At 72.2% G+C, this 19,441-nt stretch carries 17 protein-coding genes and 1 pseudogene; 11 read left to right on the plus strand and 7 right to left on the minus strand.

Annotated features, from left to right (window positions below; genetic code table 11):
* Positions 1-65: 65 nt before the first annotated feature.
* On the minus strand, positions 66-1,634 hold the full coding sequence (locus OG361_RS36670; protein ID WP_405860590.1) for a polysaccharide lyase family 1 protein: 1,569 nt from the start codon (positions 1,632-1,634) through the stop codon (positions 66-68).
* A gap of 328 nt (positions 1,635-1,962) precedes the next feature.
* On the opposite strand from OG361_RS36670, the gene OG361_RS36675 reads away from it, so the two are divergent.
* Positions 1,963-2,415: an SRPBCC family protein gene (locus tag OG361_RS36675; protein WP_405860591.1), complete on the plus strand. Its 453-nt coding sequence runs from the start codon at positions 1,963-1,965 to the stop codon at positions 2,413-2,415.
* Positions 2,416-2,471: 56 nt separating this feature from the next.
* On the opposite strand, the pseudogene OG361_RS36680 reads toward OG361_RS36675, so the two are convergent.
* Positions 2,472-2,573 (minus strand): annotated as a pseudogene (locus OG361_RS36680) (Lrp/AsnC family transcriptional regulator); the annotation flags it as partial.
* Between the two features lie 236 nt (positions 2,574-2,809).
* Here OG361_RS36680 and OG361_RS36685 point away from each other — a divergent pair.
* Complete coding sequence (locus OG361_RS36685) at positions 2,810-4,477, plus strand: BCCT family transporter (protein ID WP_405862636.1); 1,668 nt, start codon at positions 2,810-2,812, stop codon at positions 4,475-4,477.
* A 121-nt stretch (positions 4,478-4,598) separates the two neighbouring features.
* Here OG361_RS36685 and OG361_RS36690 read toward each other — a convergent pair whose 3' ends face one another.
* The 3 genes from OG361_RS36690 to OG361_RS36700 all read right to left on the minus strand — a co-directional run bounded on the left by OG361_RS36690 (position 4,599) and on the right by OG361_RS36700 (position 7,869).
* Positions 4,599-5,879 carry a sugar ABC transporter permease gene (locus OG361_RS36690; protein ID WP_405860593.1) on the minus strand — a complete coding sequence of 427 codons (1,281 nt, stop codon included), beginning with the start codon at positions 5,877-5,879 and terminating at the stop codon, positions 4,599-4,601.
* Positions 5,876-6,655 (minus strand): ATP-binding cassette domain-containing protein, encoded by a 780-nt coding sequence (locus OG361_RS36695; RefSeq protein WP_384562348.1) that lies wholly within the window; start codon positions 6,653-6,655, stop codon positions 5,876-5,878. Before OG361_RS36695 ends, OG361_RS36690 begins: the two co-directional genes overlap by 4 nt.
* A gap of 122 nt (positions 6,656-6,777) precedes the next feature.
* The gene (locus OG361_RS36700; protein ID WP_384562345.1) at positions 6,778-7,869 is read right to left on the minus strand and encodes a sugar ABC transporter substrate-binding protein; all 1,092 of its coding nucleotides are present in this window, start codon (positions 7,867-7,869) and stop codon (positions 6,778-6,780) included.
* Positions 7,870-8,057: 188 nt separating this feature from the next.
* On the opposite strand from OG361_RS36700, the gene OG361_RS36705 reads away from it, so the two are divergent.
* Entirely contained in the window at positions 8,058-9,557 is a 1,500-nt protein-coding gene (locus tag OG361_RS36705; RefSeq protein ID WP_405860596.1) for a long-chain-fatty-acid--CoA ligase, read from the plus strand.
* A gap of 199 nt (positions 9,558-9,756) precedes the next feature.
* On the opposite strand, the gene OG361_RS36710 is transcribed toward OG361_RS36705, so the two are convergent.
* Positions 9,757-10,008, minus strand: coding sequence for an EF-hand domain-containing protein (locus tag OG361_RS36710; RefSeq protein WP_384562339.1), 252 nt, complete (start codon positions 10,006-10,008; stop codon positions 9,757-9,759).
* Positions 10,009-10,179: 171 nt separating this feature from the next.
* Here OG361_RS36710 and OG361_RS36715 point away from each other — a divergent pair, with 171 nt between their 5' ends.
* Positions 10,180-10,815 (plus strand): LysE family translocator, encoded by a 636-nt coding sequence (locus OG361_RS36715; RefSeq protein WP_405860598.1) that lies wholly within the window; start codon positions 10,180-10,182, stop codon positions 10,813-10,815.
* Positions 10,816-10,822: 7 nt separating this feature from the next.
* Here OG361_RS36715 and OG361_RS36720 read toward each other — a convergent pair whose 3' ends face one another.
* On the minus strand, positions 10,823-12,700 hold the full coding sequence (locus OG361_RS36720; RefSeq protein WP_405860600.1) for an IclR family transcriptional regulator C-terminal domain-containing protein: 1,878 nt from the start codon (positions 12,698-12,700) through the stop codon (positions 10,823-10,825).
* A gap of 183 nt (positions 12,701-12,883) precedes the next feature.
* On the opposite strand from OG361_RS36720, the gene OG361_RS36725 reads away from it, so the two are divergent.
* From OG361_RS36725 to pcaD, 7 genes are read left to right on the plus strand one after another with little or no spacing between them, the layout of a single operon-like run.
* Positions 12,884-13,642: a CoA transferase subunit A gene (locus OG361_RS36725; RefSeq protein WP_405860601.1), complete on the plus strand. Its 759-nt coding sequence runs from the start codon at positions 12,884-12,886 to the stop codon at positions 13,640-13,642.
* Entirely contained in the window at positions 13,639-14,319 is a 681-nt protein-coding gene (locus OG361_RS36730) for a CoA transferase subunit B (RefSeq protein ID WP_405860603.1), read from the plus strand. The genes OG361_RS36725 and OG361_RS36730 overlap by 4 nt, the downstream gene beginning before the upstream one ends.
* Positions 14,316-15,497: a thiolase family protein gene (locus OG361_RS36735; protein ID WP_405860605.1), complete on the plus strand. Its 1,182-nt coding sequence runs from the start codon at positions 14,316-14,318 to the stop codon at positions 15,495-15,497. Before OG361_RS36730 ends, OG361_RS36735 begins: the two co-directional genes overlap by 4 nt.
* 9 nt (positions 15,498-15,506) lie before the next feature.
* Entirely contained in the window at positions 15,507-16,259 is a 753-nt protein-coding gene (gene pcaH, locus OG361_RS36740; RefSeq protein ID WP_405860607.1) for a protocatechuate 3,4-dioxygenase subunit beta, read from the plus strand.
* Positions 16,256-16,831: a protocatechuate 3,4-dioxygenase subunit alpha gene (gene pcaG / locus OG361_RS36745; protein WP_405860609.1), complete on the plus strand. Its 576-nt coding sequence runs from the start codon at positions 16,256-16,258 to the stop codon at positions 16,829-16,831. Before pcaH ends, pcaG begins: the two co-directional genes overlap by 4 nt.
* Positions 16,818-18,266 carry a 3-carboxy-cis,cis-muconate cycloisomerase gene (gene pcaB / locus OG361_RS36750; RefSeq protein ID WP_405860611.1) on the plus strand — a complete coding sequence of 483 codons (1,449 nt, stop codon included), beginning with the start codon at positions 16,818-16,820 and terminating at the stop codon, positions 18,264-18,266. The genes pcaG and pcaB overlap by 14 nt, the downstream gene beginning before the upstream one ends.
* Entirely contained in the window at positions 18,263-19,435 is a 1,173-nt protein-coding gene (pcaD, locus tag OG361_RS36755) for a 3-oxoadipate enol-lactonase (protein ID WP_405860613.1), read from the plus strand. Before pcaB ends, pcaD begins: the two co-directional genes overlap by 4 nt.
* The last annotated feature ends 6 nt before the right edge of the window (positions 19,436-19,441 follow it).

Here is a 19,441-nt window from a genome sequence, read left to right on the forward strand (position 1 = left end):
CCGGGACGCTGCGCTGCCCGCCGGGCCGGGGGAACCCGGGCCCGGCGGGCAGTGAGGCGGCGCCGCTATCCGGCGTACGTCTCGAATTCGGCGACCTGCGGTGTGGCCGACGAGCCGGTGATCTCGAAGGTGATCTTGCTCAGGGTGGTCCGGGCGAAGGTGATGGTGCCCGCGCCACTGCCGGAGGAGAGGACGGCGCCGGAGTCGGCGTTGACGACCTTCCAGGCTCCGATCCGGCCCGCGGTACCGGCCGTCTCCTTGATCACGATCTTGGATACGGCGGTGGGGGAGCCCCACTTGATCGAGACGGAACCGGTCGTACCGGCCGGCGACCAGTAGGTGCTCGGGTTACCGTCCCGCACGTTGCCGTAGCTCGTTCCGTCGGCCTTGCTGGAGCCGTCGGAACCGGCCCCGATGCTCAGGTTGGTGCCGCTGGGCTGGGTCGGGGTGGGCGTAGGGGTGGTCGTGGTCGGGGTCGGGGTGGGGGTAGGGGTCGGGGTGGGAGTGGGGGTCGGCGACGGGTTCTGGGGGGAGCAGGAGCCGTTCGACACCTGCAGGCCCTTGTTGGCTCCCGCCGTCTGGCTCACGACGCCCGGCACGCAGCTCGCCGCGTCCAGGCTGTAGGAGTAGGGGATGGTGACCGTGGTGTTGGACTGCGGGTTCGGGCCGGCCGGGTTGTTGTCCGTGCCGGGGCTCGACCAGGTCACGTTGTCGAAGATGTTGCCGCTGACCTGCCAGTAGCCGGCCGCGTCGGTGTAGAAGGTGCCGAGGACGTCCTTGGAGTCCTCGAAGTAGTTGTTGTCCACCTTGGCGCGCGCCCCGGCCCGGGAGTTGATTCCGGACTCGTTGAGGCTCACGTAGTGGTTGTTGTAGATGTGGGCCGTGCCACCGCGCAGCAGGGGCGCGCGGGAGTCGATGTTCTCGTAGTAGTTGTGGTGGTAGGTGATGAAGCCGTTCGAGAGGTCGGTCTCGCTGGACCCGACGAGCCCGCCACGGCCCGAGTTGCGCAGGATGCTGTAGGACAGGGTCACGTACTGCGTGTTGTCCTTCATGTCGAAGAGGCCGTCGAACCCCTCCGACTCGCCGCCCGACGCCTCCAGAGTGACGTGGTCGACCCAGACGTTGCGGACGTCGCTCTCCATGCCGATGGCGTCGCCGCCGTTGGAGAGGGGCGAGCCCGACTTCTTGACGTTCCGAACGGTCACGTTCTGGATCACGATGTTGCTGGACTCGCGTATGTGGATGCCCAGCTGGTCGAAGACGGCTCCGGAGCCGACCCCGACGATCGTGACGTTGCTGATCTGCTTGAGCTCGATCACGGCGTCGGCGGTGCTGCAACTGCCGCCGGACACCTTGCTGGTGTTGCCGTGGTTGATGGTCCCTTCCACCTCGATGGTGATCGGGGTGCTGCTGGAGGCCCGGCCGCACAGGGCCGCGTGGATCGCGGTTCCCGTGGTGGCCCTTACCGTCTGTCCACCGGCGCCGCCGGTGGTCCCTCCGTTCTGCGTCGCGTAACCGGTGGCACTACCGGTCGCCGCGGATGCTTCGGGTATCGAGAGGACTGCGCCGGTCGCGGCCGCGAGGGCCACGGTGGCCAGCGCCGCCTGAAGTCGCCGTGCGAGTGGTTGCTTCATGATCGCCTTCCCTTTCCGTCGTCGAACGACGGGAGTTGCTCCTACGGGCTGTGCTCGTACGAAACGAGGAAAGCGCTTTCTGTCGGCGAGGATAGGGTTGCGCCGCGAGGCTGACAAGGTTCCGCGCAACGTCTTCGTTCATGTCGGACACCCGCGCCGAGCTCGAAGCGCTCGAAGCGCGCGAAGGGCCCTGATCGCGCCCGCGCGCCCGTGCGCCGGGGACACTGGCGGGGCCCGGCCGCCCGTGGGACGATTTGTATGAAGCGACAATGGGCTCACGCCGGGAAAGAGCGACCGGCGAGGTCTCCCGTCGGACGAAGAAGTCATCATGACTGCCATCAAGGAAACCATCGACATCTCCCGCAGCCCCGCGGAGGTCTTCGCCTACGTGACCGACCCGACGCACCTGCCCCAGTGGCAGGAGAGCGCGGTGGCGGTCCGCAGGATCGGCGACACCCCCATCGCGGTCGGCTCGAAGGTCGCCGTCACACGGCGGCTCGGCCGGCGGGAGTTCACATCGACCATGCAGGTCATCGAGTTGGACCCGCCGAAGCACTGGCACGTGCACGGCATAGACGGCCCCGTACGGGGCGACGTCCAGGGCACGATCGAACCGCTGGGCGGCGGTGAGCGGTCGCGGCTGACGCTCGCCGTCGACTTCGAGGGGCACGGCCTCGGCAAGGCCCTCGTTCCGCTCATGGTCCGCCCGCACGTGCGGAAGGAGATGCCGAGGGACGAGCGGACCCTCAAGGGCATTCTGGAGAGCGACGCGGCCCGCTGATCCGCTTCCGAAGTGGCGCTGACCGGTCGTTCCGGGGCCGGCCGGTAGGTGGAGGCCGGTCGCTCGAAGAAGGTCTCCATGGACAAGGCCGCCGGTGTGCCGCTCACTCCCTCGATCGCGTACAACCGCCTCAGTGCATCCTGGGGTTGGACCACGGTGGGTACCTGCCTGCCCGGCGGCAGCTGATCCGGAGCGACACACCCGACGACCGGGCGGGCATCGTGCGGGCCGGGAAGGCCTGTTGATCCATCGAGTTCGGCCTTGCCTGTGGTACTGCCTTACGGATACATCGTCACGTATCTCCGTAATGCCGTGAAAGGTGCCATCTGTGTCGCAGGAAGACGAGAGGCCGGACGGCCGCCGAACCGGCGCCGAACGGGGAGGCAGGGAGGGGCTGCCGGTGACGGCGGACCTCCCCGGCCGCCCCGACCACCACCACCGCGCCCGTACCGACCGGATCGTGTTCGGTGTCACCGCCGTCCTCACCCTGGCCTTCGTCGTCTGGGGAGCCACGGCCACGGACAGTCTGGAGAGCGTCTCCAGCAAGCTTCTCGACGGGCTGATCCGCGACGGCGGCTGGGCGTTCATGCTGGCCGCGTCCGGCTTCGTCGTCTTCGCGCTGTGGCTCGCCATCAGCCGGTACGGCCGGATCACCCTCGGGCAGGAGAGCGAGGGACCCGAGTTCCGCACCGTGTCGTGGATCGCCATGATGTTCAGCGCCGGCATGGGCATCGGCCTGATGTTCTACGGCGTGAGCGAGCCGCTCGCCCACTACGGCACCCCACCGCCCGGCACCCACCCCGTCGACTCGGCCGAGCGGATGCAGACCGCCATGGCCACCACGCTCTTCCACTGGACGCTCCACCCGTGGGCGATCTACGCCGTCGTCGGACTCGCCATCGCGTACTCGACGTTCCGCCGCAGGCGCCGCCAGACCATCAGCGCCGTCTTCGTCCCCTTGATCGGCGAGCGGCGGGCGTACGGCGGCCCCGGCCGGGTCATCGACATCCTGGCCATCTTCGCCACCCTCTTCGGCTCCGCCGCCTCGCTCGGCCTCGGCGCGCTCCAGATCGGCAGCGGCATCGAGGAGCTGGGCTGGATGGAGAAGACCGGCACCGGGCTGCTCGTCGCCATCATCGCCGTCCTCACCGTGGCCTTCGTCTTCTCCGCCGTCTCCGGCGTGGAGAAGGGCATCCAGTGGCTCTCCAACATCAACATGGTGCTCGCCGGGGTGCTCGCCCTCTTCGTCTTCGTGGCGGGCCCGACGATCATCGTGCTCGACCTGCTGCCCACCTCCCTCGCCGCCTACATCGACCAGCTCCCGCAGCTGGCCGGCCGCACCGAGGCGACCAGCGGTGCGAACATCCATGACTGGCTGGGCAGCTGGACCGTCTTCTACTGGGCCTGGTGGATCTCCTGGACGCCCTTCGTGGGCATGTTCATCGCCCGCATCAGCCGCGGCCGGACCATCCGCCAGTTCGTCGGCGGGGTCATCCTGGTGCCCAGCACCGTCAGCCTCGTCTGGTTCGCCGTCTTCGGCGGTACGGCGATGAAGCTCAGCGAACAGGGCGACCTGGTGGGGGAGACCACCCCCGAGGGGCAACTCTTCGGCGTGCTGCAGCAGTTCCCGATCGCCGGGGCCATGAGCCTGCTCGTGATGATCCTCGTCGGGATCTTCTTCGTGTCGGGCGCGGACGCCGCCTCGATCGTCATGGGCACGCTCTCGCAGCGCGGAGCCTTCGAACCCACCCGCCCCGTGGTGGTGTTCTGGGGCGTGGTGACCGGAGCGGTCGCGGCCATCATGCTCCTCATCGGCGACGGCCAGGGCGACGCGCTGGCCGGCCTCCAGAACCTCACCATCCTGGTGGCGGCACCGTTCGCGCTCGTGATGATCGGCATGTGCGTGGCCCTCATGCGGGACCTGCGCAAGGATCCGCTGATCGTTCGCGGAGAGGTGGGGCAGGAGGTCGTCGAGGTCGCCGTGATCGCGGGGCACGAGAAGTACGACGGGGACTTCGAGCTCAGGATCGGCCCGGGCTCGCCCGGTGCGGACGGGCCGTGAGACGGGGGCGGGGCGCGGACCGCTCGGGTCCGCGCCCCGCCCGCCACGACGTCCAGCCCTCGGGCCCGGGTCCGTCGAGGCCCCGCCCATTGGGGCCAGGGTCCGTCGCGGCCCCGCCCGTTCAGGCTCGGCCCGCGGCCTTCTGACTCCTGCGGGACAGCGAGTCGACCACCACGGCGGCCAGCAGCACCGAACCCGTGATCATGAACTGGACGGCGTTGCTGACGCCCATGATGTTCATCCCGGACTGGATCGACCCGATCACCAGCGCGCCGAGCAGGGCGGACCAGACCGAGCCGCGCCCGCCGAAGAGGCTCGTGCCGCCGATGACCGCCGCGGCGATGACGTTCATGAGCAGGTTCCCGCCGCCGGAGGTCTGGCTCGCCGACTGGATCTGCCCGGCCAGGAAGAGGCCGCCGACCGCCGCCATGGTCCCGGAGATCGAGAAGACGGACATCCGGACGAACGGCACGCTGATGCCGGCCCGGCGCGCGCCCTCGATGTTGCCGCCGACCGCGAAGATCCGCCGGCCGTACGTGGTGCGCCGCAGCACGAAGTCGAGGAGCACCAGCACGATCAGGAAGATCAGCAGCGCCAGGGGGAGGCCCTGGTACTGGTTGAGGATGTACGCGGTGACGAACGCGATCGCGGCGAGCACGGCCGTACGCAGGACGATCTCGGCGATCGGCCGGGACGGCACTCTGGCCACCCGCCGGCGCCGCGCGTCCAGGAGCTGGGCCGCCAGGAACAACCCGACCCCCACCGCCGCGGTCACGTAGGCGGCGGCCGGGCTGTGGTAGATCGTCGAGTAGAGCTTGGAGACGATGCTCTCGCTGGGGATGTTGACCGTGCCGCTGGTGCCGAGCACCTGGAGCATCAGTCCGTTCCAGGCGAGGTTTCCGGCGAGCGTGACGACGAATGCCGGTACGCCGACCTCGGCGAAGAAGAATCCCTGGATGAGCCCCACGGCGGCGCCGCCCCCGATGGCGATCAGCAGCGCGAGCCACTCGTTCATGCCGTTCAGGACGTTGAGCACGGCGAAGATGGCGGCGCACAGGCCGCTGACCGAGCCGACGGAGAGGTCGATCTCGCCGAGCAGCAGGACGAAGACGATGCCGACGGCGATCATGCCGGTGCCGACGATCTGCTGGCTGAGGTCGGAGAGGTTCTGGGCCGACAGGAAGGTGCTGTCGAGAGTGCCGAACACCGTCCAGATGATGATCACGGCCAGAATGACGGGCAGGGACCCGAGCTCCCCGCTGCGGAGCTTGCGCCGGAACTCCCCGACGTACCCCTTGACGCCCTCCTCGCGGACGAGGAGACGGGTGTCCACGGCCGGCATGGCACCCTGTGCCGGTTCCTGGCTGCCGGAGTCGGAGGCGCGGTCTCTTTCGCGGCTCATCGCTCCTCCTCCCGCTTGCGGGCCTGGCGACGGGTGACGGCGCTGTCGGTGGCCCCGGTGATGGCGGAGATGATCTCCTCGGTGGTGGTGGACCGCTTGTCGAAGAAACCGTTGTTGCGGCCGAGCCGCATCACGGCGATCCGGTCGGCGACCGCCATCACGTCCACCATGTTGTGGCTGATCAGGATCGTTCCGAGGCCGCGCTCGCGGAGCCGCTCGACCAGGTCGAGCACCTCGGCGGTCTGCTCCACGCCCAGGGCGGCCGTGGGTTCGTCGAGGATGACGACCTTCGGATCGCCGATCAGGGAGCGGGCGATCGCCACCGTCTGACGCTGGCCGCCGGAGAGCGAGGCGACCGGGATGCGGACGCTCGGGATGCGGATCGACAGGGTGTCGAGCAGCTCGCGCGAGCGCTGGTCCATGCGGACCTCGTCGAGCACGCCGAAGTGGCGCAGCTCGCGGCCGAGGAAGAGGTTGGCGACCACGTCGAGGTTGTCGCACAGGGCGAGGTCCTGGTAGACGGTGGCGATGCCGAGGTTCTGGGCGTCATGGGGCCGGTCGATGGAGACCGGGTTGCCCTGCCACTCGATGACGCCCTCGTCGGGCGGGTTCACCCCGGCGATGGCCTTGACGGCCGTGGACTTGCCGGCGCCGTTGTCGCCGACGAGGGCGACGACCTCGCCGGAGTGGACCTCCAGGTCGAAGCCCTTCAGGGCCTGGACCGCGCCGAACCGTTTGGAGATCCCCCGCAGTGTGAGCACGGGTGATTCCGGCAAAGGAACCGCCTCCTCCGCTGGCCCGCTCGTACGGGCCGTTCAGCCCCACCGGGATGAAACGCCTCATGGCTGCCCGGGACCGGCCGACTCTGGAGGCCGGCCGACTCCCGGAGATCGGCCGTCTACTGGAGACCGGCCTCCTTGCAGGCCGCGGCGTAGGTCGGGGTGCAGATCTCCTCGACCGTGTACAGCCCGTCCTTGACGACGGTGTCCTTGATGTTGGTCTTGTCGACGACGACCGGTGTCAGCAGGTTGGCCGGGACCTTCTCGCCACTGCCGCTGGTGACGGTGGTCGGGACCAGGTCGGCCGGGAGCTTCTTGCCCTCGGCGAGGTCGACGGCCATCGTGGCGGCGATGTCGGCCTCCGGCTTGTACGGCTTCATCACCGTGATCGTCTGGGTGCCGACGAGGATCCGCTGGATCGCGTCGAGCTGGGCGTCCTGGCCGGTCAGCGGCACGTTCATGCCGGCCGACTTGAGGGCGGTGGCGATGCCCGCGGCGAGTCCGTCGTTGGCCGAGTAGACCCCGACGATCTGGTCCTTGCCGAGGGCGCTGATGGCGCCGGACATCTGCTGGTTGGCGTTGTTCGGGTCCCAGTTCGGTGTGTCGTACTCCTTGCCGATCTTCACCTTGCCGTCGAGGACGGAGTGCGCTCCGGCCTTGAACTCGGCGGCGTTCGGGTCGGTCGGCGACCCGTTGTGCATCACGATCTGGCCGGTCCCGGCCTTGTCCCCGAGCGCGTCGAGGAGCGCCTGACCCTGGAGCTGGCCCACCTTGCGGTTGTCGTACGAGACGTAGGAGTCGACGGGGCCCTGCGCCAGGCGGTCGTACGCCACGACCTTGACGCCCGCGTCACGGGCCTTCTGTACGGAGGACTGGATCGACTTGGCGTCCACGGCGTCCAGGATGAGGACCTTGTCGCCCTTGGCGAGCGCGGTGTTGACCTGCTGTTGCTGCGTGGTCGCGCTCTCGGCGGCGTTGTAGTAGTCGATCTGCGCCCCTGGCGCCAGTTCCTTGATCTTGGCCTCGATGTAGGGCCGGTCGAACTTCTCGTACCGCGTGGTCTTGCTCTCCGGCAGCAGCAGGCCGATCTTCACCTCGTCCTGCGCCGCGGACCCCGCACCCGGCTGGGCGGCCCCACTGACGGACACCGCCCCGAGGGCAAACGCCGCGGCTCCGGCCAGGGCTATCGCGCTCCGCAATGTTCGGGTCATGGAAGGCTCCTCTCGTACGTCCCCTTCCCCTCGCCCGGTCGGCGCGGGAGCGGGATGCACTCATGGCCTATATATCGACATTAGCGTCAAGCCGGGGACCGGCAAGCGGGTGACTGAACCGGCCGGTAACCTGACGGCTGAGCGACCGGCTCCCGCGCGAAGCGTGATTGATCAGAAAGAGGTCAACGGTGACCAATCTGGCCCTCAACCTGTCCCGTACGGCGGCTGCGCAGCCGGGCAGCACCGCGATCCAGCTGGACGACCAGGCACTCGACTACCGGGCGCTGGACGAGCGCAGCGCCCGCGTCGCCGGCTGGCTGGCCGCCCAGGGCATCGGGGCGGGCGACCGGGTCGCGATCCTGCTGCCGAACATCCCGCACTTCGCCGTCGTCTACTACGGCGTCCTGCGGGCGGGTGCGGTCGCCGTGCCGATGAACCCGCTGCTCAAGTCCGGCGAGATCGGCTACAGCGCCGGCGACTGCGGAGCCCGGCTGATCCTGGCCTGGGGCGCGGCCATGGCCGAGGCCGGCGCGGCGGCGGCGGAGTTGGGCATCGAGTGCGCCGACGTGACCGACCCGGGCTTCGCCGCGGCACTGGCCGCCGCCGAACCGCTCGACGCGGTCGTGGACCGGGACGTCGACGACCTCGCGGTGCTGCTCTACACCTCCGGCACCACCGGCCGCCCCAAGGGCGCCCGGCTGACCCACGGGAACCTCGGGTCCAACACCGCCACCGTGGCCCGGGTCCTCGGCATGTCGGCTACGGACACGGTCTTCGGCGGGCTGCCCTTCTTCCATGTGTTCGGCCAGACCTGCGGCCTCAACGCGGCCGTCCTCACCGGCGCCCGCATCACCCTGCTGCCGCGCTTCGACGCGGCGAAGGCGCTGGAGATCCTCTCCCGTGACCGGGTCACGGTGATGGAGGGCGTGCCCACCATGTTCCTGGGCCTGCTCGCCGCCGCCGACGCGGCCGGCTCGACCGGCCTCGGCGACGCCCCGGCCCTCCGGCTCTCCGTGACCGGCGGCTCGGCGATGCCGGTCGAGGTCCTGCACCGCTTCGAGTCGGTCTTCGGCTGTCCCGTCGTCGAGGGCTACGGCCTGTCGGAGACCGCCCCGGTGGTCACGTTCGGCTCGCTCGACGGCCCCCGCAAGCCCGGCTCGATCGGCACCCCGATCGAGGGCGTGCGGGTCCGGCTGGTCGACGACGAGGGCAAGGACGTCCCGGAGGGCGAGGTCGGCGAGATCGCCGTGCAGGGCCCGAACGTCATGCCCGGCTACTGGAACCGGCCCGAGGCCGACGCGGCCGCGTTCACCGACGGCTGGTTCCGCACGGGCGACCTCGCGCGCCGCGACGAGGACGGCTTCTACTTCATCGTGGACCGCAAGAAGGACCTGGTGATCCGCGGCGGCTACAACGTCTACCCGCGCGAGATCGAGGAGGTCTTCTACGGGCACCCGGCCGTCGCCGAGGCCGCCGTCGTGGGCGTCCCGCACGAGGTGCACGGCGAGGAGATCGCGGCCGTCGTCACCCTGAAGCCGGGCGCCGAGGTCACGGCTGACGAGCTGCGCGAGTTCGTGAAGGCCCGTGTGGCGCCGTACAAGTACCCGCGGATCGTCCAGCTGGTGCCGGGCCTGCCCAAGGGGCCCACGGGCAAGATCCTCAAGCGCGAGATCGCGATCGAGGACTGACGCACGGGCTCACCGCCCGCCGCGCCGATCGCCGTCTTCCACCCGGGAGGCGCGGGCCGGGTCGAGCCCGGCTCGGCGAACCAGGTCTCCATGCCCGTCGGTTGGCGGCGGGCGGCCTCGGTGCGGTGGTGACCCCGGCAGTCGGCGAACGCCCGCGCACACTCCGCGCGCGCCCGCCCGCGTCATCGAGGAAGGGTCGTCACCAGCCGAAGCGCCGGTCGACCACGGCCGCGAACTCCTCGAACGACAGGACCTTGTCGCCGTTCTGGTCGGCCGCGTCGAACAGCGCCGCCGAGTCGTCGTCGCCTCCCACGCCCCAGACGGGGATGACCCCCTGGGCGGCGAGGGTGGGGCCCTTGGAGCGGAGGGCGTTGATGACCTCGGCCAGGGTCAGGGTGCCGTCCTGGTCGAGGTCGAGCGCGTCGAAGAGTATGCGGGCCTTGTCGCTCATCGCGTGTCCTGCTCCCTGTTCCCTGTGGCAGTGGGCGGTGGCGTCCTGCCGGCCGACGCCCTCCGTACGGAGGGACGCGGAATCCGCCCGCCGGGTTGCCTCCGCACGTGCGCCGCTCCAGGGCCGGTCCGAAGCTCCGACCTGCCAATCCCTACGATACGGTGGCCTTCCATGGCTATGAGTACCGTGCTGTGGTCCTTCGCCCTCGTCGTAGGGCTCCTCACTCTCACCCCCGGCCTCGACACGGCCCTCATCCTCCGCACCGCCGCCCTCGGCCGGCGCACCCGCGCGTGGGGAGTCGTCCTCGGCATCCAGACCGGCACCCTCGTCTGGGGCGCCCTCACCTCCCTCGGCGTGACCGCTCTCCTCACGGCCTCCCACCTCGCGTACGAGATCCTGCGCTGGGCCGGCGCCGCGTACCTGCTGTGGATGGCGGCCCGCATGGTGGGCGACACCTTCCGGGGACGGGGCACGCACCACGAGGAGGTAGCGGTCGGGGCCGCCGCCGACACGCTGTCCGGCGGCTGGCGGCAGGGAACCCTGACCAATCTCCTCAACCCCAAGGTGGGCGTCTTCTACGTCGCCGTCCTGCCCCAGTTCATCCCCGCCGACGCGCCCCACTTCACCACCGGCCTGCTCCTGACCGGCGTCCACATCACCCTCGGCATGATCTGGTCCACCGTCCTGATCGCCTCGGCCACCGCCCTGGGCGCGTGGCTGCGCAGGCCCCGCTCCCGTCGTGTGCTCGACCGGGTCACCGGCACGGTCATCGGCGTCTTCGCCGTCCGCCTTGCCGTCAGCGACTGATACGGGTTCAGGAGACGCGCAGCGGGGACCAGCGTCCGACCGCGGTGAGGTCGGCGCTGATCTCCGCCGCCGTGCCGAGGAGGTGGGGGAGGATCGTGGCCAGGCTCTCCTCCGGCGAGCGGCGGCCCGCGTGCAGAGCGACGTTGACGGCGGCGACCACCCGACCGCCGCTGTCCGTCACCGGTGCCGCGAGTGAGCGCAGGCCCTCCTCCAGCTCCTGCTCCACCCAGCCGTAGCCGCGCCGCGCGGTCTCGGCCACCGCCTCGGCGAGCGCCTCGGCCGTGGTCACGGTGTGGGGCGTGAGCGCCTCGGGCGTCACCTCGGAGAGGAGGGCCGTGCGCTCGTCCTCGGGCAGGGCGCCGAGCAGGACCCGGCCCATCGAGGTCGCGTAGGCGGGCAGCCGGGTGCCCACCCTGATGTCGATGTGCATGATCCGGGAGCTCGCGACGCGGGCGACGTAGCGGATGTCCTCCCCGTCGAGGACCGCGAGGGACGCCGACTCGTGGACCCTGCGCACCAGTTCGGCCAGGTGCGGGGTGGCGATGTCGACGAGCGTGAGCCCCGAGACACGGGCGTGGCCGAGCTCCAGGACGCGGGGGAGTACGCGGAACCCGTCCTCGTCCTCCCGGGCGTACCCGAGGTGGCGCAGGGTGATGAGGGACCGCCGGGCGGTGGCCCGGGGGAGTCCCGTCAGCCGGGCCAGCTCCGACAGCCTGACCGGACCCCGGACCGCCCCGAACGCGCACAGCACGTCCAGGCCCCGTGCGAGCGACTGCAGAAACCCGGAGCCCAGCTCCTCCTTGAGCGCCGCGACGCCCGGACCGGCGGGCGGATCGGCGGTCTCCGAGCCGATCCCCGCCCCGTTCGCCGCCCCGTTCGCCGACCCGTTCTCCGCGGCGGTCTTCGCGGCGGTCTTCGCGGCGAGAGCCGCCGCCAGGGCAGCCTCCATGGCGCCGACGGCCGCGCGCAGCGGCGGCAGCGCGAAGTCGGCCAGGGAACCGATGTCGTGACGGCTGGTGTGGCTGACCACGCTGACCGCGCAGACCACGGCGCCCTTCGGATCGCGCACGGGGAGGGCGACGGCGATCAGACCTGCCTCGATGAGCTGGTCGTCCACCGCCCACCCGTCTGTACGGCTCCGGCGCGCCCGGTCGCGGAAGTCGCTCTCCACGGCGTCCGGCGCCGATGGCGAGTCGGTAGCCGAGGTCGAGTCCGGGGTCGAGCCCACGGCCGAGGCCGGGCTCGCAGCCGAGGGCGTACGCGGAGGTACCGCGGGGAAAGCGGCGTCCAGTGGGTCCTTCAGGTGCCGTGCCCGCCACGCACCCCACTCCGCGTCGCCCCAGCCGGCGGCGAACAGCGCCCCGGGCGCGCAGCGTTCGGCCGGCAGGACGTCACCGGCGCGGAACGAGATCGCCATGGCCCGCCGGCGCGCCGCCTGGGCCACGAAGCGCACGCCGTCCCGGTCGGGGACGGCCACGGACACCGACTCGTCCAGCTCGTCGGCGAGGGCGACGGCATGCGGCCCGACGGCCTCGGGCAGTCCGGTGGAGGAGAGGTAGGCGTTGCCCAGCTCCGCCGCGCGCGGCGCGAGCAGCAGGTCCCGCTCCTCGGCCCGTACGTACCCGAGGCGCAGGAGTGTCGTGGCGACCCGGTCGACCGTCGACCGGGCGAGCCCCGTGGTGCGGGCGAGATCGCCGGGGCGGTGGCGGCCACCCGGCCCGGCGGCCATGGCACGCAGGACGGAGAGCCCGCGCTCCAGCGGCCCGACGAGCTCCTCGGGGGGCCCGACGGACTCCGCGGGTGGCCCGACCAGCTCCTCGGAGGGTTCGACCGACTCCTCGGGCGGCTCGACGAGCTCCTCGTTCGGCTCGGCGTGCTGCGCCATCGTCTGGGCTCCTCCGGCTGGTCGCGGACCGTGGTCGCGGGTCGATCACGATGCGGAAACCGTACCCGGCGCCGTTGACACGACCCGAAGCGCGGGCGGACACTCACCCCCGCGTTCGTTGATGAACATAAGTTCACCAGGCGAACGCATGGGTCGTCAATCCTCGGTGAAACGGGTCGTGACATGGACAAAGTGGTGGCATCCGCCGCGGACGCGGTGGCGGACATAGGAGACGGTGCCTCGCTCGCCGTCGGCGGTTTCGGGCTGAGCGGGGTGCCGGACGCGCTGATCCGAGCGCTGCACACCCAGGGCGCGGGCCGACTGAGCGTCGTGTCGAACAACTGCGGCGTCGACGGCGGCGGCCTCGGCATCCTGCTCGCCGAGGGCCGCATCGTCCGCGTGACGGGCTCCTACATCGGCGACAACAAGGAGTTCGCCCGCCGTTATCTCGGCGGCGAACTGGAGCTGGAACTCACCCCGCAGGGCACCCTCGCCGAACGGCTCCGGGCCGGCGGCTGCGGCATCCCCGCCTTCTTCACCCCCGCCGGCGTCGGCACCCAGGCCGCCGACGGCGGACTGCCCTGGCGGTACGCCCCCGACGGCGGCGTGGCGGTGGCCTCCCCGCCGAAGGAGGTCCGCGTGTACGACGGCCGTCCCCACGTCCTCGAACACGGCATCACCACCGACTTCGCCCTGGTCCGCGCCGCCCGTGGCGACCGCCACGGCAATCTCGTCTTCCGCCGCTCCGCCCGCAACTTCAACCCGCTCGCCGCGATGGCCGGCCGCGTCACGATCGCCGAGGTCGAGGAGCTCGTGGAGCCGGGCGAACTGGACCCCGACCGGATCCATCTGCCCGGGGTGTTCGTCCAGCGCGTCGTGGCGCTGACCCCCGAAGAGGCCGCCGCCAAGGGCATCGAGCGAAGGACGGTACGCACGCGATGAGCTGGACCAGGGACGAGATGGCGGCCCGCGCCGCCCGCGAGCTGACCGACGGCTCGTACGTCAATCTCGGGATCGGACTGCCGACCCGGGTGCCGGGCTTCCTCCCCGAGGGCGTCGACGTCGTCCTCCAGTCGGAGAACGGACTCCTCGGAGTCGGCCCGTACCCCTACGAGGACGAGGTCGACCCCGATCTGATCAACGCAGGCAAGGAGACGGTCACCGTTCTCCCCGGCGCCGCCTTCTTCGACTCAGCGCTCTCCTTCGGCATGATCCGCGGCGGCCACATCGACACCGCGATCCTCGGCGCCATGCAGGTCTCCGCCCGCGGCGACCTCGCCAACTGGGCCGTCCCCGGCCGGATGGTCAAGGGCATGGGCGGCGCGATGGACCTCGTCCACGGCGTCCGGCGGGTCGTCGTCCTCACCGAGCACACGGCCAAGGACGGCACGCCGAAGATCGTGGACACCTGCACGCTGCCGCTCACCGGCCGCGCCTGCGTCCACCGGATCATCACCGATCTCGGCGTCCTCGACGTCACCGAGGACGGACTGCTCCTCGTGGAGACCGCACCCGGAGTGAGCGTCGACGAGATCACGCGCCGCACCGGCGCACCGGTATCCGTGCCCCCGGCCGTCGTCACCGCGGCCGTCGCCGCCAACGTGGAGGGAACGTCGTGACCAAGGACGTCTATATCGTCGACGCCGTACGGACCCCGGTCGGCCGCTACGGCGGAGCGCTCTCGGGCGTCCGCCCGGACGACCTCGCCGCCCACGTCCTGCGCGCCCTGCTGGACCGTACGCCCGCACTCGACCCCGCCCGCGTCGACGACGTGGTCCTCGGCAACGCCAACGGCGCCGGTGAGGAGAACCGGGACGTCGCCCGGATGGCCGCGCTGCTCGCCGGAGTGCCGGTGACCGTCCCCGGCGTCACCGTGAACCGGCTGTGCGGCTCCGGTATGGAGGCCGTGATCCAGGCCTACCGCGCCGTCGCCGTCGGTGACGCCTCGGTCGTCCTCGCCGGCGGCGTCGAGTCGATGAGCCGCGCCCCCTGGGTCCTGCCCAAGCCCGACCGCGCCTTCCCCGCCGGCCACCAGGAGCTCCACTCCACCACCCTCGGCTGGCGCATGGTCAACCCGCGCATGCCCGCCGAGTGGACCGTGTCCCTCGGCGAGGGCGCCGAACTCGTCGCCGAGAAGCACGCCATCGGCCGCGAGGCGCAGGACGCCTACGCCCTCGCCAGCCACGCCAAGGCCGCCGAGGCATGGGCGACCGGCGCCTTCGACGCCGAGGTCGTCCCCGTCGACGGCACCGGCCTCGACCGCGACGAGTCCGTCCGCGAGGACACCTCCCTCGCGGCCCTCGCCCGCCTCAGGCCCGTCTTCCGCGAGGGCGGCACCGTCACGGCGGGCAACGCCTCCCCGCTCAACGACGGAGCCTCCGCCCTCCTGATCACCGACGAGGCCGGGCTGCGCGCCACCGGCCGCGAACCCCTGGCCCGGATCACCGCCTCCGGAGTCAGCGGCATCGAACCGCAGTACTTCGGCCTCGGCCCCGTCGAGGCCGCGCGGCGTGCGCTGACCCGCGCCGGCCGCACCTTCGCCGACCTCTCCACCCTGGAACTCAACGAGGCCTTCGCCGCCCAGGCCCTCGGCTGCCTCGCCGAGTGGCCGGAGCTCGACCCCGCCGTGGTCAACCCGTACGGCGGAGCGATCGCGCTCGGACACCCTCTCGGCTCCTCCGGGTCCCGGCTCGCCGGAACCGTGGCCCACCAGCTCGCCGCCCTCGGCTCCGGCACCGGCCTCGCCACGCTCTGCATCGGCGTCGGCCAGGGACTCGCCCTCGTACTGGAAAGGTGACGGAACGTCATGACGCTGACGCAGCAGGACATCTCGCGCGAGATCGAGGGTGAGCGGAAGGACTACCTCGCCGCCGGCGAGGTGCGTCACCACCCCGCCCGGGACTACGCCCCCTACCGCAGCAGCGCGCTGCGACACCCCCTCCACCCGCCGGTCACCGTCCACGACCCCGAGGCCGTCGAACTCTCCGGCCCGGTCTTCGGCGTCACCGACGTCACCGAGACCGACGGCGACCTGACCCTGGCCCACGCGGGGGAGCCGCTCGGCGAGCGGATCACCGTCACCGGCCGCGTGCTCGACCGTGCCGGGCGGCCCGTCCGGGGCCAGCTCGTCGAGCTGTGGCAGGCCAACGCGGCCGGCCGGTACGCCCATCTCCGCGACCAGCACCCGGCGCCGCTCGACCCGAACTTCACCGGCTTCGGCCGCTGCCTCACGGACGACCGGGGCGCGTACACGTTCATCACCATCAAGCCCGGGGCCTACCCCTGGCGCAACCACGACAACGCCTGGCGCCCCGCGCACATCCACTTCTCGCTCTTCGGCACCGCCTTCGCCCAGCGGCTCGTCACCCAGATGTACTTCCCCGGCGACCCGCTCTTCGCGTACGACCCGATCCTCCAGTCCGTCACCGACGACGCGGCGCGCGAGCGGCTCGTCGCCACCTACGACCACGACCTGTCCACCCCCGAGCGGTCGCTCGGCTACCGCTGGGACATCGTCCTCGACGGCCCCGCCGCGACCTGGATCGAGGAAGGCCGATGAGCCGCGACCCGATGCCCCTCCTCCCCACGCCCTCGCAGACCGTCGGCCCCTTCTACGGCTACGCCCTGCCCTTCCCCGGCGGACCCGACATCGCACCCGCCGGACACCCCGACGCCCTCACCGTCCACGGATACGTGTACGACGGCGGCGGCGCCCCGATCCCCGACGCGATCGTGGAGATCTGGCAGCCCGGCCCCGACGGCGACCGCTCCGGAGCCCCCGGCTCCCTGCGGCGCGACCCCGTCACCGGCGGGTACCTGGGCCGGGACGGCGTCACGTTCACCGGCTTCGGGCGGATCGCCACCGACGCCGACGGCCACTGGGCGGCCAGGACCCTCCCGCCGGGAGGCGTCCCGTACCTCTCCGTCTGCGTCTTCGCCCGCGGCCTGCTCCACCACCTGTACACCCGGATCTACCTGCCGGGCCCGGCCACCGACGCCGACCCGCTGCTCGCGGAGCTGGCGCCGGAGCGGCGCGCGACCCTGCTCGCCACGGAGGAGCGGCCGGGCGTCCACCGCTTCGACATCCGCCTCCAGGGGGCCGAAGAGACGGTGTTCCTTGACTTCCGCTGAGACCACGCGGAGTGACCCGTACGACTCCGACTCGTACGACTCCGACGCGTACGACACCGGCCTCCTCGCCCCCGTCAGCGCGGGCACCGCGGCCGAGCGCGCCACCGGCGACCGCGCCTTCCTCCAGGCGATGCTCGACGCCGAGGCCGCCCTCACCCGGGCGCAGGCCGCCCTCGGCCACGCCCCCGGCCCGGCGGCCGAGGCCGTCACGGAGGCGGCCCGCGCCGACCGCTTCGACGCGCGCGACCTCGCGCTGCGCGCCCGCGCGGGCGGCAACCCGGTCATCCCGCTCGTCGCCGCGCTGACCGCCGCCGTCCCGGTGGACACCGCCCCGTACGTACACCGGGGCGCGACCAGCCAGGACGTCCTGGACACCGCCGCGATGCTGGTCGCGGCCCGTACCGTCCCGCTGATCACCGCCGAACTGCACCGGGCGGCCGAGGCGTTCGGACGGCTCGCCGCCGCCCACCGGGACACCCCCATGGCCGGCCGCACTCTCGGCCAGCACGCCGTGCCCACCACCTTCGGGCTCAAGGCGGCGGGCTGGCGCCACCTCGTCCTCGACGCGGCCGAGCGGCTCGCCGCGCTCAGGCTCCCCACCCAACTGGGCGGAGCCGCAGGCACGTTGGCGGCATTCGAGTACCTGGCCGACAGCCCCGGCAGTGGCCCCGCGCTCACCGAGCGGTACGCGGCCGAACTCGGACTCGCCGCACCCGTCCTGCCCTGGCACACCCTGCGCACCCCGGTCGCCGACCTCGCGACGGCGCTCGCGTTCACCGCCGCCGCGCTCGGCAAGCCCGCCGCGGACGTCCTCCGGCTCGCCCGCACCGAGACCGCCGAACTCGCCGAGGGCAGCGGCGGCGGCTCCTCCGCCATGCCGCACAAGAGCAACCCCGTCCGCGCCACCCTCGTCGCCTCGGCCGCCCGCCAGGCCCCCGCGCTCGCCGCCGTACTCCTCGGCTCGCTCGCCGCGGAGGACGAACGTCCCGCCGGCGCCTGGCACGCCGAATGGCAGCCGCTGCGGGAGCTGCTCAGGCTGGCCGGGGCCGCCGCCCACCACACCGCCGAACTCGCCGAAGGGCTCAGCGTCCACCCGGACCGGATGCTGGAGAACCTGCACCGCACCCGCGGTCTCGTGACGAGCGAACGCCTCGCCGCCGCCCTGGCGGACGTCCTCGGCCGGGCCGAGGCCCGCGCCCTGCTCGACCGGGTCTCCCGGCGGGCAGCGGAGGAGGACAGGGAGCTCGCCGAGCTGCTCGTCGCCGCCCCCGAGCTGACCGGCCGGATCGACCCCGAGCGGCTGCGCGCCCTCGCCGACCCGACCACCGCCACCGGCGCCGCCCCCCAGCTCGTCGACCACGCCCTGCGGAGGCAGCCCTCCGCCGACCACGCCCTGCGGAGGCCGCCCTCCGCCGACCCGGAAGGCCGCCCGTGACCCGCGTTCTCCACCACCGGATCGACGGTCCCGCCGACGCGCCCGTCCTGATCCTCGGCCCGTCCCTCGGCACCTCGCTCGCCGTCTGGGACGCCCAGGTCCCCGCCCTGGCCCGCCGCCACCGGGTGATCCGCTTCGACCTGCCCGGCCACGGCGCCACCCCCAGCGGGGTGCTCGGCGACACGGCCCCCGGCACCACCACCACCATGACCGACCTGGCGGCCCTCGTCCTCGCCCTCGCCGACCACCTCGGCGTCGAACAGTTCGCCTACGCGGGGATCTCCCTCGGCGGTGCCATCGGCGCCCACCTCGCCGCGCGCCACCCGGAGCGGGTCACGCGCCTCGCCCTCGTCTGCTCATCGGCCCGCTTCGGCGAGCCCGCCGGATGGCGGGAGCGGGCCGCCCTCGTACGCGAGAAGGGGACCGACGCCGTGGCACCGGGGGCCCTCGGACGGTGGTTCACCCCCGACTTCGCGGGCACGCACACAGCCGACCGCCTCGTGGACGACCTGTGCGCCGCCGACGCCGAGGGGTACGCGGCCTGCTGCGACGCCCTCGCCGCGTACGACCTCCGCGACGAGCTGCCCCGCATCACCGTGCCCACCCTCGTCCTCGCCGGGCGCGCCGACACGGCCACACCCCCCGCGCACGCCCGCGAGCTCGCCGACGGCATCCCCGACGCGAGCCTGCTCGAACTCGCCGGCGCCGCCCACCTCGCCCCCGCCGAACGGCCCGAAGCGGTCCTCTCCGCACTCCTCGGCCACTTCGGCACCCCCGACTCCGACGACAGCCGGTACGCCGAGGGCATGGCGGTCCGCCGGGCCGTCCTCGGCGACGCCCACGTGGACCGGGCCGTCGCCCGCACCACCGACTTCACCGCCGACTTCCAGGACTACATCACCCGCTGCGCCTGGGGCGAGATCTGGACCCGTCCCGGCCTCGACCGGCGCACCCGCAGCTGCCTCACCCTCACCGCCCTGATCGCCCACGGGCACCAGGAGGAACTGGCGATGCACGTCCGCGCCGCGATCCGCAACGGGCTCACCCCCGAGGACATCAAGGAGGTGCTGCTGCACTCCGCCGTCTACTGCGGGGTGCCCGCGGCCAACTCCGCCTTCGCCACCGCGCAGCGCGTCCTCACCGAGGACGGCACCCCGCTCGACCTGTGACCCCTG

Source organism: Streptomyces sp. NBC_00090 (assembly GCF_045160815.1).
In the GTDB taxonomy this organism is placed as follows: domain Bacteria; phylum Actinomycetota; class Actinomycetes; order Streptomycetales; family Streptomycetaceae; genus Streptomyces.